Annotated in this window: 12 protein-coding genes and 1 pseudogene; all 13 read left to right on the top strand. The window is 73.5% G+C overall.

What is annotated here, in order from left to right; all coding sequences use genetic code 11:
* The first annotated feature begins 104 nt into the window (after positions 1-104).
* The 13 genes and pseudogenes from KYY02_RS11525 to KYY02_RS11585 all read left to right on the top strand — a co-directional run bounded on the left by KYY02_RS11525 (position 105) and on the right by KYY02_RS11585 (position 13,193).
* Complete coding sequence (locus KYY02_RS11525; RefSeq protein ID WP_371237801.1) at positions 105-1,778, top strand: polyamine aminopropyltransferase; 1,674 nt, start codon at positions 105-107, stop codon at positions 1,776-1,778.
* Between the two features lie 86 nt (positions 1,779-1,864).
* Positions 1,865-2,710 carry an SRPBCC domain-containing protein gene (locus KYY02_RS11530; protein WP_371237804.1) on the top strand — a complete coding sequence of 282 codons (846 nt, stop codon included), beginning with the start codon at positions 1,865-1,867 and terminating at the stop codon, positions 2,708-2,710.
* Between the two features lie 155 nt (positions 2,711-2,865).
* Positions 2,866-3,654 (top strand): aldose epimerase family protein, encoded by a 789-nt coding sequence (locus KYY02_RS11535; protein WP_371237805.1) that lies wholly within the window; start codon positions 2,866-2,868, stop codon positions 3,652-3,654.
* A 10-nt stretch (positions 3,655-3,664) separates the two neighbouring features.
* The gene (gene pyrE, locus KYY02_RS11540) at positions 3,665-4,213 is read left to right on the top strand and encodes an orotate phosphoribosyltransferase (RefSeq protein ID WP_371237806.1); all 549 of its coding nucleotides are present in this window, start codon (positions 3,665-3,667) and stop codon (positions 4,211-4,213) included.
* A gap of 206 nt (positions 4,214-4,419) precedes the next feature.
* On the top strand, positions 4,420-5,451 hold the full coding sequence (gene fbaA / locus KYY02_RS11545) for a class II fructose-bisphosphate aldolase (RefSeq protein WP_371237807.1): 1,032 nt from the start codon (positions 4,420-4,422) through the stop codon (positions 5,449-5,451).
* Between the two features lie 12 nt (positions 5,452-5,463).
* A pseudogene (locus tag KYY02_RS11550) lies at positions 5,464-5,766 on the top strand (hypothetical protein); the annotation flags it as partial.
* 117 nt (positions 5,767-5,883) lie between these two features.
* Positions 5,884-6,297 carry a DUF3151 domain-containing protein gene (locus KYY02_RS11555; RefSeq protein WP_371237808.1) on the top strand — a complete coding sequence of 138 codons (414 nt, stop codon included), beginning with the start codon at positions 5,884-5,886 and terminating at the stop codon, positions 6,295-6,297.
* A gap of 149 nt (positions 6,298-6,446) precedes the next feature.
* On the top strand, positions 6,447-7,277 hold the full coding sequence (locus KYY02_RS11560; RefSeq protein WP_371237809.1) for a tryptophan 2,3-dioxygenase family protein: 831 nt from the start codon (positions 6,447-6,449) through the stop codon (positions 7,275-7,277).
* Complete coding sequence (kynU, locus tag KYY02_RS11565; protein ID WP_371237810.1) at positions 7,270-8,472, top strand: kynureninase; 1,203 nt, start codon at positions 7,270-7,272, stop codon at positions 8,470-8,472. The genes KYY02_RS11560 and kynU overlap by 8 nt, the downstream gene beginning before the upstream one ends.
* 165 nt (positions 8,473-8,637) lie before the next feature.
* The gene (locus tag KYY02_RS11570; RefSeq protein WP_371237811.1) at positions 8,638-9,507 is read left to right on the top strand and encodes an alpha/beta hydrolase; all 870 of its coding nucleotides are present in this window, start codon (positions 8,638-8,640) and stop codon (positions 9,505-9,507) included.
* A 405-nt stretch (positions 9,508-9,912) separates the two neighbouring features.
* The gene (locus KYY02_RS11575) at positions 9,913-11,271 is read left to right on the top strand and encodes a sensor histidine kinase (protein ID WP_371237812.1); all 1,359 of its coding nucleotides are present in this window, start codon (positions 9,913-9,915) and stop codon (positions 11,269-11,271) included.
* Positions 11,268-11,933 (top strand): response regulator, encoded by a 666-nt coding sequence (locus tag KYY02_RS11580; protein ID WP_371237813.1) that lies wholly within the window; start codon positions 11,268-11,270, stop codon positions 11,931-11,933. The genes KYY02_RS11575 and KYY02_RS11580 overlap by 4 nt, the downstream gene beginning before the upstream one ends.
* A gap of 39 nt (positions 11,934-11,972) precedes the next feature.
* Positions 11,973-13,193 carry a cytochrome P450 gene (locus KYY02_RS11585; RefSeq protein WP_371237814.1) on the top strand — a complete coding sequence of 407 codons (1,221 nt, stop codon included), beginning with the start codon at positions 11,973-11,975 and terminating at the stop codon, positions 13,191-13,193.
* The last annotated feature ends 66 nt before the right edge of the window (positions 13,194-13,259 follow it).

Here is a 13,259-nt window from a genome sequence, read left to right on the forward strand (position 1 = left end):
GGGGCAGAGGGAGCCATTGCTCATACCAATATCGGGCAAGCGCAAACAAAGACCACACGTGTGGGTGACGTTGCGCGGTGGGGACGTGACGTAACGTCGCTGGGGTGATCGAACCGCAGGCCCCCGCACCGCCCGGCTCCGCGCAGTCCTGGGACGGTCCGGGCGGCCCCGTCGGCGAGGCGAGGAGCGCACTGCGGCTGCCGGTACGGCAGGGCACGGGACGGTTCCTGGTACTCGCGGGCGTGTTCGTCTGCGCGGCCTGCGGACTCGTGTACGAGCTGGAACTGGTCGCGTTGGCGACGTACCTGATGGGTGACTCGGTCGCCCAGACCTCCGTCGTGCTGTCCGTGATGATCTTCGCGATGGGCATCGGGTCCCTGGCCGCGAAACGGCTGCGGCGGCACGCGGCGGCCGGGTTCGGCACCGTCGAGGCGGCCCTGGCCCTCGTCGGCGGGTGCAGTGCGATGGCGCTGTACGCCGTGTTCGCCTGGACGGGTGACTGGGGAGGCGCGTGGGCGAGCGGCCCGCGTGCGCTGCTGGTCACCTTCTCCCTGGCCACCGGGCTGCTGATCGGCGCCGAGGTGCCGCTGCTGATGGAGCTGATCCAGCGGATCCGCCGACAGGACGCGGGGGGCGCGGTGGCCGACCTGTCCGCCGCCGACTACGTGGGCGCGCTGGTCGGCGGGCTCGCCTTCCCCTTCCTCCTGCTGCCGCTGCTCGGTCAGCTGACCGGCGCGCTGATCACCGGCGCGGTCAACGCGGTCGTCGGCGGGGCGCTGGTGCTCGGGCTGTTCCGGCAGGACCTCACGCGGCGCGCCCGCAGGCTGCTGATCGCCGTCAACGTGTGCGTGCTCGTCGCCCTCGCCACGGCCACCGTCCTCGTCGACGACTTCGAGCGGGCCGCCCGGCACGCCCTGTACGGCTCCGAGGTACGCGTGGCCCTGCGGACGGACGTCCAGGAGGTGCTGCTCACCGGCGGGCGGGACGGGCGGCCCCTGAACCTGTTCCTCGACGGGCGGCTGCGGGTCAGCGGCCGGGACGAACTCCGGTACCACGAGGCGCTGGTGCACCCCGCGATGTACGGACCGCACACCCGGGTGCTGGTCCTCGGCGGTGGTGACGGGCTGGCCGTGCGCGAGGTGCTGCGCCACACCGGCGTGCGCCGGGTCGACGTCGTAGAGATCGACGCGGGCCTGGTGCGGCTGGCCCGCCGCGACCCGGCGCTGTCCGCGCTGAACGTGCGCGCCCTCGACGACCCGCGCGTGCGGGTGATTACCGCGGACGCCTTCGACTGGCTGCGCGGGGCGCCCCCGACGGCGTACGACGTCGTCGTCTCGGACCTGCCGCACCCCGGGATCACCGCGAGCACCAAGCTGTACGCGCAGGAGTTCTACGGGCTGGCCCGGCGGGTGCTGGCGCCCGACGGGCGGCTCGTGGTGCACGGGGGCGCGGTGGCGTCCCGTCCCCGCGACTTCTGGACGGTGGACTCGACGCTCCGCGCGGCGGGGCTGCGTACCGCCGCGTACCGGGTGAGCGGCCGGCGGACCGGTTTCGCCGCCGGACCCGACCGGGGCGCCACGGCCACCGCCCACACCCACCGCGACTGGGGGTTCGTCCTGGCCGCCCGCCGCCTCCCCGAGCCGCGCCTCGACCCCGCCGGGCCGCGTCCGCGCACGCTCACCGACGCCTCCCTCGCGGCGGACGTCCGGGCGGCGGAGCGTACCCGGGTCACCGGTCTGCCGCCGTCCACACTGGTGCACCCCCGGTACACCGGCTGAGCCCCCTCCTACGTTCCGCGCCGACGCGCCGTGACTTCCCGCCGGCGGGGGTGCAGTCCGGTGTCGCGTGGGTAGGCTCGGCAGTCATGGAGCACGAGGTGTTCGTTCCGGTCGAGGTGGAGCGGCTCAGGGAGGTGCTGGACGACCCCGCGCGGGTCGCCCGGGCGGTGCCCGGGCTCCAGCACGACGCCGACGCGGATCCCGTCGCCGGCCGGTTGAAGGTCCGGGTGGGCGGCCACTCCGTCACCTACCGGGGCGCCGTACGGGTGTCCGCGCGGGACGACGGCTCCTACGCCGTCGAGGGCGATGCGGCGGAGGTCCGCGGCAGCGGATCGGTGAAGCTCGCGCTGCGGCTGCGCCTGCGGGACGCGGAGGGCGGCACCACCCTCACGGTCGAGGGCACGGCGGCGGCCGACGGCCGGGTCACGCAGTTCCCGGCGGACGCGGTGGCCTCGGCGGTCTCCCGCCTGCTGGACCGCTTCGCGGAGAGCCTGGGCGCCGACGCGGCGGAGCGGGCCTCCGGTCCGGAGTCGCCCGAGCTGTTGTCCGCGGGGGACTTCGAACCCAGGGCCACCACCGACTTCGACACCACCCCGGACGCGGACGACGCCCCGCCGCCGGCCCCGGACGCGGACGACGTCCCGTCGTCGGCCCCGGACGTGGACGTCCCGTCCGTCCTCGACGAGGAGGTCCCGTCGTCCTCCCACGAGGAGGACGACGACTCCGTCGCCGAGGCGGCGCACGCCCGGCGGACGATGATCGGACGCAGCGCCGAGGAGGTGGACCACGCGCCGCCGCGCGGCCGCTACGCGCCCGTTCCCGCTCCGCAGACCGTCGCCTCCGTCACGCCCCTGCGGTGGGCCGCGCCGGCGGCGGCCCTGGCGGTGGCCTCGGTGGTCGTCGCGATCAGGGCGTTCCGTAAGCGCCGCTGAGCTGTTGCCGTCGGGCGCGGGGGTGTGGCACGGCCCGCGGCGTCCGCGGGATGCCGTCGCACCCACCCGTGCCGCCACAGCGGCGCGACTGCCCGCGGTCGCGGCGGGGAGTCGCTGCGGCGACGTCCTCTTGATCGTCCCAGTAGGGTCGTCGCGTGAGTAACGGAGACATCACGCTGACCGCGGGTGACGCGGAGGCGACCGTGCTGCCGGGGAACGGCGGGCGGGTCGGAGGACTGCGGGTCGGGGGCGTCGAACTGCTGCGGCAGGGGGAGCGGTTCGGGTGCTTCCCGATGGTTCCCTGGTGCGGACGGATCCGTGACGGGCGGTTCCGGGACGGCGCGGCCGTGCGGCAGATGCCGCTCAACGCCCCGCCGAACGCCATCCACGGCACCGCCCGCGACGCCGCCTGGCGCACCGCCCGCGAGGGCGCCGACGAGGCCGTGCTCACGTACGACCTCGTCGAGCCCTGGCCGTACTCCGGGCGCGTCACCCAGCAGATCGCGCTGACCGGGGACTGCCTGACGCTGACGATGAGCGTGGAGACGTACGAGTCGTCCTTCCCGGCGCAGATCGGCTGGCACCCCTGGTTCAACCGGAACCTCGGCGGGGAGGACGTGACGATCGACTTCGCGCCCGCCTGGCAGGAGGAGCGCGGGGAGGACCACCTGCCGACCGGGCGGCGCGTCGAGCCGAAGCCCGGGCCGTGGGACGACTGCTTCGGGATGCCCGGCGGCGTCGACGTCACCCTCACCTGGCCGGGGCAACTGGAGCTGAAGGTGACCAGCCGCGAGGAGTGGGTGGTGGTCTACGACGAGCAGCGCGAGGCCGTGTGCGTCGAGCCGCAGACCGGGCCGCCGAACGGGCTGAACACCCACCCGCGCCTGGTCACCCCGCTGGAGCCGCTGGAGGCGTCGACGACCTGGACCTGGACGCGCCTCTAAGCTGGCTGCCATGAGCGAAGTACGCGGCGCGCTGCTGCAGCAGATCAAGGACAAGGCCGTGGTGCACGGCAAGGTGACCCTCTCCTCCGGTCTGGAGGCCGACTACTACGTCGACCTGCGCCGCATCACCCTCGACGGCGAGGCCGCCCCGCTGGTCGGACAGGTACTGCTGGACCTGACCGCGGAGCTGGAGTTCGACGCGGTGGGCGGGCTGACCATGGGCGCCGACCCGGTGGCGGCGAGCATGCTGCACGCCGCCGCCGCACGGGGCCGGAAGCTGGACGCCTTCGTCGTGCGCAAGGCCGCCAAGGCGCACGGGCTCCAGCGCCGCGTCGAGGGCCCGGAGATCAAGGGCCGCCGCGTGCTCGTCGTCGAGGACACCTCCACCACCGGCGGCTCCCCGCTGACCGCCGTCGAGGCCGTGCGCGAGGCCGGCGCCCAGGTCGTGGCCGTCGCGACGATCGTCGACCGGGCGACCGGTGCCGCCGAGAAGATCCAGGAGGGCGCCGGGGTGCCGTACCTGTTCGCCTACTCCAAGGACGAGCTCGGCCTCGACTGAGTCCACCGGGCGCCCCGGCCTTGCGGGCGCCCCGGCCTTCCGGCCTCCTTGCATCCCTCGCATCTCCCGCATAACGACTTGACCTGCGCCGTCGACCGGACGGGCAAGTCTGGGAAGATGGCCCCGACAATGACGTCGCATCCAAGGTTCCAGGTCAGGGCCGACCGTACGCAGCACGCCAACCCGCACGCTTAAGGAGCGGACAGATGCCCATCGCAACTCCCGAGGTCTACAACGAGATGCTGGACCGGGCGAAGGCGGAGAAGTTCGCCTACCCGGCCATCAACGTCACCTCGTCCCAGACCCTGCACGCGGCACTGCGCGGCTTCGCCGAGGCGGAGAGCGACGGCATCGTCCAGATCTCGACGGGCGGCGCCGAGTTCCTGGGCGGTCAGCACAAGAAGGAGATGGTGACCGGCGCGGTCGCGCTCGCCGAGTTCGCGCACATCGTCGCCGAGAAGTACGACGTCAACATCGCCCTGCACACGGACCACTGCCCGAAGGACAAGCTCGACGGGTACGTCCGTCCGCTGCTCGCGGTGTCCGAGGAGCGCGTCAAGGCAGGCCGCAGCCCGCTGTTCCAGTCCCACATGTGGGACGGCTCCGCGGAGACCCTCGCCGACAACCTCTCCATCGCCCAGGAGCTCCTCGAGCGCACCCGCGCCGCGAAGATCATCCTGGAGGTCGAGATCACCCCGACCGGCGGTGAGGAGGACGGTGTCACGCACGAGATCAACGACTCCCTCTACACCACGGTCGACGACGCGGTCCGCACCGCGGAGGCCCTCGGCCTCGGCGACAAGGGCCGCTACCTGCTGGCCGCGTCCTTCGGCAACGTGCACGGCGTGTACAAGCCGGGCAACGTCGTCCTCCGTCCCGAGCTGCTGAAGGAGCTCAACGAGGGTGTCGCCGCCAAGTACGGCAAGCCGGCCGGCTCCCAGCCGTTCGACTTCGTCTTCCACGGCGGCTCCGGCTCCACCCCGGAGGAGATCCTCACCGCGCTGGAGAACGGCGTCGTGAAGATGAACATCGACACCGACACCCAGTACGCGTTCACGCGTCCGGTCGCCGACCACATGTTCCGCAACTACGACGGCGTCCTGAAGGTCGACGGCGAGGTCGGCGACAAGAAGACCTACGACCCGCGCACCTGGGGCAAGCTGGCCGAGGCGTCCATGTCGGCCCGCGTCGTGGAGGCCTGCCAGAACCTGCGCTCCACCGGCACCCGTATCAAGTAACCCGCGTCCGAGGTGCGAGCCCGGCACCCGCCGCGGTGCCGGGCTCTTCCGTGGGCCCGCCGCACGCCCGACGTCCGGCCGTTCTCCCCGCAGGGCAAGTGGATCCTGCTCACCACGGTCCTCGGGGCCGGTACGGTCCTGCTCGGCTCCACCGTGGTCGACGTCGCCCTCCCGCGCCTCGGCCGCGAGCTGGACACCGGCCTCACCGCACCGCAGTGGACCGTCAACGCCTGCATGGTCACGCCGGCCGGGCTGATCCTGCTCGGCGGGGTGCCGAGCGACCGGTCCGGCCCGCGCGTCCCGCTCACCGCCGGGCCGACGGCACCCTGAGCGCCGCAGGCACGGGAGCGTGGCGGTGCCCCCCCGCTGGAGGCGGGGACGGAACCGGGGGAGGGGCGCGGGGCGGGGCCGCTGATGTACGAGACTGGACCCATGTCGATTCACGAGAACCTCCTGGGGGGCCCGCCCCCCACTCACCTCCCCGACGACCCGGGCCCGCGCGAACTGCTCGCGTCGGGCAGCACACCCACCGACGTCGCCGCGAAGTACCCCACCTCCTCGCTGGCCTGGGCCCGGCTGGCCGACGAGGCCTTCGAGCGGGGCAGTGTCGTGGAGTCGTACGCGTACGCCCGTACGGGCTACCACCGCGGCCTGGACGCGCTGCGCCGCAACGGCTGGAAGGGCCACGGACCGGTGCCGTGGGAGCACGAGCCGAACCGCGGCTTCCTGCGTGCCCTGCACGCCCTCGCCCGCGCCGCGCAGGCGATCGGCGAGCAGGAGGAGTACGAGCGCTGCTCGCAGTTCCTGAAGGACTCCTCGTCGACGGCGGCCCAGGTCCTGGGCTGACCCGTGACGTCTCCGGGGCCCGCCCGCGAACGGGCGGGCCTTGCGGTCGTGGGGGACGATTGCGCAGGATGCACCGTGGGGACCGGGGCCCCCGTGCCGGTAACGGCAGGGGCGGACCGCTACCCGGAGTACACGTACAGGAGACAGCGATGTCCCACGAGGCTCACGAGCCCGAGACCCCGCATCTCGACTTCAAGGGGACGACCCCCTACGAGGACTACGTCAAGGCCGACGTCCTCACCCACCTGCAGCACCTCCTCTCCGACGATCCCGGAGAGATGGTCTTCCTGGTCACCACCCAGGTCATGGAGCTGTGGTTCACCGTCCTCGTCCACGAGTGGGAGACCGCGGCGAAGGCGCTGCGCGAGGACGACGTCCCGACCGCGGTCGACGCGCTGAAGCGGTCCGTACGGGAGCTGGAGGCGCTGAACGCCTCCTGGAAGCCGCTGAGCGGGCTCACCCCGGCGCAGTTCAACTCCTACCGCGGCGCCCTCGGTGAGGGCTCCGGCTTCCAGTCGGCGATGTACCGGCGCCTGGAGTTCCTGCTCGGCGACAAGTCCGCGTCCATGCTGGTCCCGCACCGGGGCGCGCCGCGCGTGCACGCCGAGCTGGAGAAGGCGCTGCACGAGCCGAGCCTGTACGACGAGGTGCTGCGGCTGCTCGCCCGGCGCGGGCACGCGGTCCCGGACGAGGTGCTGCGGCGCGACGTGACGCGGAAGTACGAGCCGTCGGCGGAGGTGGAGGCGGTCTGGACGGCCGTCTACGCGGGTGACGAGCGGGACGAGGTGGCCCGGCTCGGAGAGGCGCTGACCGATGTCGCCGAGCTGGTGTGGCGCTGGCGCAACGACCACCTGGTCGCCACCCGCCGCGCGATGGGCGCCAAGACCGGCACGGGCGGCTCCGCCGGGGTGGCCTGGCTGGAGAAGCGGGCGCAGAAGAGCGTGTTCCCCGAGCTGTGGACGGCGAGGTCGTATGTCTGAGTTGAGGTCGAAGGCGGAGAAGCTCGACGGGGCCGACGCACTGGCCGCGAAGCGGGGCGAGTTCGTCCTCGACGACGTCGTCTACCTCGACGGCAACTCGCTGGGCGCGCTGCCCGCCACCGTCCCCGGCCGGATCGAGGACGTGGTGCGCCGGCAGTGGGGCGAGCTGCGCATCCGGTCCTGGACCGAGGGCGGCTGGTGGACGGCGCCGGAACGGATCGGCGACCGGATCGCGCCGCTGGTCGGCGCGGCGGCCGGACAGGTCGTGGTCGGCGACTCGACCAGTGTCAACGTCTTCAAGGCGCTGGTGGGAGCGGTGCGGCTGGCGCGGCTGACGGACGGCGGGGGTCCGGAGCGGGACGAGGTCGTGGTCGACGCCACCACCTTCCCCACGGACGGCTACATCGCCGGGTCGGCGGCCCGGATGACCGGCTGCACGCTGCGTCCGGTGCCCCCGTCCGAGGTCCCTGCCGCGCTCGGGGACCGTACGGCCGCCGTGCTGCTCAACCACGTCGACTACCGCACCGGCCGGCTGCACGACCTGCCGTCGCTGACGGCCGCCGTGCACGCGGCGGGGGCGCACGTGGTCTGGGACCTGTGCCACAGCGCGGGCGCGCTGCCGGTGGGCCTGGACGAGCACGGCGTGGACCTGGCGGTCGGCTGCACCTACAAGTACCTGAACGGCGGTCCCGGTGCGCCGGCGTTCCTGTATGTGCGCGCGGATCTGCAGGACCGCTTCGAGTCGCCGCTGCCGGGGTGGAACTCGCACGCCGAGCCCTTCGGGATGAGCCCCGCGTACGAACCGGCGGCGGGCGCGGTGCGCGGACGGGTCGGCACCCCGGACATCCTCTCCATGCTCGCCCTGGAGGCGGCCCTGGAGGTCTGGGACGGGGTGACGGTCGACGCGGTGCGCGCCAAGTCCCTCGCGCTGACGGACTTCTTCCTGGAGTGCGTCGAGGAGTACGTCCCCGGGGGCCGGGTGGAGTGCGTGACACCGCGTGCGCACGGGGAGCGGGGCAGCCAGGTCGCCCTGCGCTGCCCGGACGCCGGGGACGTGATGGAGCGGCTGATCGAGCGGGGGGTGGTCGGCGACTTCCGCCGGCCGGACGTGCTCCGCTTCGGCTTCACCCCGCTGTACGTCGGCTTCGCGGACGTGGAGCGGGCGGCGCGGGTGCTGGCGGAGGTGCTGGCGTAGGCGGGCCGGGGGGCGGCGACGTCGTACGGGCCGCCGCCCCCGGTCCCGCTGACCGAGCGTGACATCCCCATGTCGGGGCAGGTGGACGTGCTGATACCGTCCCGGCCGAACGGCCGCGTTCCCGCCGGTCCGTCACCCGTGTTCTGTCACTGAGAGGTTGGAGCGATGACGGACGACGCCGCGGCCGCCCGGGCCGCCGCCGAGGAGAAGTCGGCCCTCTCCCGCCCGCCCGCGGCTCCGGACGCCACGGCGGCCTATGGCGACCACCCGGACCAGCTGATCGACTTCTACGCGCCGCGCGGGGCGGGCGGGCCCGCGCCGGTGGTGGCCGTGCTGCACGGCGGCGCCTGGCGCACGCCGTACGACCGGCGGCACATCAGCCCGTTCGCGGCCTTCCTGGCCGGGCGGGGCTTCGCCGTGGCCAGTGTCGAGTACCGGCGCGGGGCGGGGGAGCCGGGTGGTGGCGATCCGGTCGCGGGGCGGTGGCCCGACACCTTCGACGACGTCGCCGCCGCGATGGACGTGCTGCCGGGGCTGGTGCGGGAGCGTGTGCCGCGGGCCGACCCGCGCCGGATCGTGCTCACCGGGCACTCGGCGGGCGGGCACCTGGCGCTGTGGGCCGCCGCGCGGCACGTCCTGCCGGCGGGCTCCGCCTGGCGCACGGACGGGCCCGCGCCGCTGCGCGGTGTGGTCGCCCTCGCGCCGATCGCGGACTTCGAGGTCGCCGACAAGCTGGATGTGTGCGAGGGCGCGGTGCGGCAACTGCTGGGCGGCGACGAACACTTCGCCGGGCGCCGGCCGCATGCCGACCCCGGGCTGCTGCTGCCCACCGGGATCGCCACCACTCTGGTGCAGGGGCGTACCGACACCGTGGTTCCGCAGGCGGTCGCCGAGGCGTACGCGCGGGCGGCGGCGGAGGCGGGGGAGGTGGTGGGGGTGACGTTGCTGGAGGACGTCGGGCACTTCCCGCTGATCGATCCGGGGGCGGACGCGTGTGCGGTGGTGGCGGAGGAGATCGCTCAACTCGCCTGGTGAACAATCCCCTCGAGGGTCTGTTCGGTCGTGACCGTGATGCCTGGGAGCCACCTTGCGGGTGAGTCCCCCGGCGGGACGCGGGTTGCCTGCGACGCCTCGTGACTTCCCCTTCCGGTAGGCCCGTCGGCCGGGCGGAGGGGCGAGGCGCGACCACCATGGTGGGCGAACGCGAGGGGCGCGCCGTGTCGGGGCCGGGCACGGGCTGCTCGGCATGCGGGAACGCGCGGTCATACCGGGCGGCAGGCCGACGGCCGGCCCCTGGACCGGCCGGGCCACCAGGCCGAGGCCCACCTCCCGGCCCCCTCCCCGCACGCTTCCGTGACCCGCGTAGTACCTGAGACGGACGCCCGGGAACCCCTCTCAGCGGGGACGACCGCGACCACCCGGTCGGCCTACCGTGTGAGCGTGACCGAGACGACGCACCAGCAGCCCCCGGCCGCCCCGCGCGGGGCCGGGGCCGGGGCCCGCAGCCCGGAGTACCAGGTGGCCCAAAACTCCCTGCGGGGACTGCGCCAGGACCTGTTTCACGACCCCTTCGCCTACCGCCCGCTGCCGCCCCGGCGCACGGACGGCCCGTTCGTCCGCCGGCTGCCCGCCCGGCTGCGGTCGGCCGCGCGGCACCTCCCGCACGCGGTGGTGGGGGCGATGGCGCTGATCGCCCTGATGGCCGGCGCGGTGTCGAGCGGTATGCCCGGCGGGGACGTGATGGCCCTGCTGATCGGCCTGCTGTGTGCGCTCCCGGTGCTCACCACGCTGGTCCGGCCGGTCGGTGCGTTCTGGTTGTCCCTCGCGGTGACCCCGGTGGTCGCGCTGATCAAGAGCGGTCAGAGCGACTGGCCGTGGATGCTCGGCGCGTTCGTCTGCCACCTGGCGGTGCTGGTCGTCGTGGCGCTGCGCACCCGGCCCCGCACCGCCGCCTGGATGTGGGTGATGACCGCCGCGTACGCCTTCCTCTCGGACGGCGTCCTCGGCGGGTCGTACTACTCCACCAACAGCGCGCCCATGATGGTGACGTCCGCGTTCGCCCTGCTCGTGGTCTGTCTGTGGCACGTCCGCCGCACCGCCGAGCAGGAGGTGACCGCCCAGCAGACCGTCACCGCGCACGAACGCTCCCGGCGCACGCTGCTGGAGGAGCGCACCACCATCGCCCGCGAGCTGCACGACGTGGTGGCCCACCACATGTCGGTGGTCGCCATCCAGGCCGAGGCCGCGCCCTACCGGGTGGAGGACCCGCCACCGGAGCTGGAGCGCGCCTTCGCCACCATCCGGGAGAACGCGGTGGCCGCCCTCACCGAGCTGCGCCGCATCCTCGGCGTGGTCCGCGCCGAGGACTACGAGGCCCCGGACGCCCCGCAGCCCACCCTCGCCGACCTGGACGCCCTGCTCGTCAACGTGCGCGACGCCGGCCTCGAGGTGGAGAAGGTGGTGACCGGCGCGGTGCGGGAGCTGCCGCAGGGGGTGGAGCTGTCGGCGTACCGGATCGTGCAGGAGGCGCTGAGCAACAGTCTGCGGCACGCGCCCGGCGCGAGCGCCCGCGTCGAGATCGGGTACGTCCTCGGCGGCCTCGGCGTACGCGTCGTCAACGGCCCGGCGCCCGCGCCGAGCCTGGTCAAGCCCTCGCCCGGCGCCGGCCACGGCATCACCGGCATGCGCGAGCGGGTCACCATGCTGGGCGGCGAGATGACGGCCGGCCCGATGGACGACGGAGGTTACGAGGTGGCCGTGTTCCTGCCGGTCGTCACGGTGCACGAGGGTGACGCATGACCATCCGGGTCCTGATCGCGGACGACCAGATGATGGTGCGCGAGGGCTTCTCCGTCCTGCTGAACGCGATGCCCGACATCGAGGTCGTCGGTGAGGCCGTCAACGGCCGGGAGGCGGTGGAGCGGGTCCGTGAACTCGCCCCCGATGTCGTCCTCATGGACATCCGCATGCCCGAGCTGAACGGCATCGAGGCGACCCGGGAGATCGTCGCCGCCGACGGCGCGGCGAAGGTGCTGGTGCTGACCACCTTCGACCTCGACGAGTACGTCTACCAGGCGCTGCGCGCGGGCGCCTCCGGCTTCCTCCTCAAGGACGCCTCGGCCCGCCAGCTCGCCGACGGCGTACGGGTCGTCGCGTCCGGCGAGGCCCTGCTCGCCCCCACGGTGACCAAACGCCTGATCACGGAGTTCTCCAAGATGTCCGGGACCCCGCGCCTGATGCCGTCCGCGCAGGCGGCGTACGGCGACCTCACCGAGCGGGAGACGGAGGTGCTGGTGCTGATCGCGCAGGGCCTGTCGAACATGGAGATCGCCGGGCGGCTGGTGGTCGCCGAGTCCACGATCAAGACGCACGTCAGCCGCATCCTGGTGAAACTGGGCCTGCGCGACCGCACCCAGGCGGCGGTGTTCGCGTACGAGGCGCGACTGGTCACCCCCGGCTGACCCTGGTCAGGGCGCGGGGAGCCGGACTACCGTCCGTCCATGACAGCCCTTCCCCGCCTCGCGTTCGACCCGTGGGACCCCGCGTTCGTCGCCGACCCGTACCCCGCCTACGCCGAGCTGCGGGAACAGGGCCGGGTGCGGTACTTCGAGCCGACGGACCAGTGGCTGGTCGCGCACCACGCGGACGTCTCGGCCCTGCTGCGCGACCGGCGCCTGGGACGGACGTACCGGCACCGCTTCACCCACGAGGAGTTCGGCCGCACCGCCCCGCCGCCGGAGCACGAGCCGTTCCACACCCTCAACGACCACGGCATGCTCGACCTCGAACCGCCGGACCACACCCGCATCCGCCGCCTGGTGTCGAAGGCGTTCACCCCGCGCACGGTGGAGCGCCTGGGGCCGTACGTCACGCGTCTCGCGGAGGACCTGGTGTCCGCGCTGGTCGAGGCGGGCGGCGGCGACCTGCTCAAGGACGTCGCCGAGCCGCTGCCGGTCGCGGTGATCGCCGAGATGCTGGGCATCCCGGAGTCCGACCGGGCGCCGCTGCGTCCCTGGTCGGCGGAGATCTGCGGGATGTACGAGCTGAACCCGCCGGAGGAGACGGCGGCGAAGGCGGTCCGGGCGTCGGTCGAGTTCTCGGACTATCTGCGCGGCCTGATCGCCGAGCGTCGCGAGAGCCCCGGCGACGACCTGATCTCGGGTCTGATCGCCGCCCACGACGAGGACGACGACCGGCTCACCGAGCAGGAGATGATCTCCACCTGCGTGCTGCTGCTGAACGCCGGCCACGAGGCCACCGTGAACTCCACGGTCAACGGCTGGTGGGCCCTGTTCCGCAACCCCGGCCAGCTCGCCGCCCTGCGTGCGGACCACTCCCTGGTCCCCTCCGCCGTCGAGGAGCTGATGCGCTACGACACCCCGCTCCAGCTCTTCGAACGCTGGGTCCTCGACGAGATCGAGATCGACGGCCAGGTGATCCCGAGGGGCGCGGAGATCGCGATGCTCTTCGGCTCCGCCAACCACGACCCGGCCGTCTTCGCCGACCCGGAGCGCCTGGACCTCACCCGCCGCGACAACCCGCACATCTCCTTCAGCGCCGGCCTCCACTACTGCATCGGCGCCCCGCTGGCCCGTATCGAGCTGGCGGCCTCCATGACGGCCCTGCTGGAGAGGGCGCCGGGGCTGCGGCTCGCGGCGGAGCCGAGGAGGAAGCCGAACTTCGTGATCAGGGGACTGGAGGGGCTGGCGGTCGAGGTCTGAACCGCCGGCCCCCGCCGTGCCGGCCCCGCGCCCCGTGCGGTCCCTGTCCGCTGGCGCACGTTCCGT

Origin of the sequence: Streptomyces pimonensis, assembly GCF_041380215.1 — a bacterium.
Classification (GTDB): domain Bacteria; phylum Actinomycetota; class Actinomycetes; order Streptomycetales; family Streptomycetaceae; genus Streptomyces; species Streptomyces pimonensis.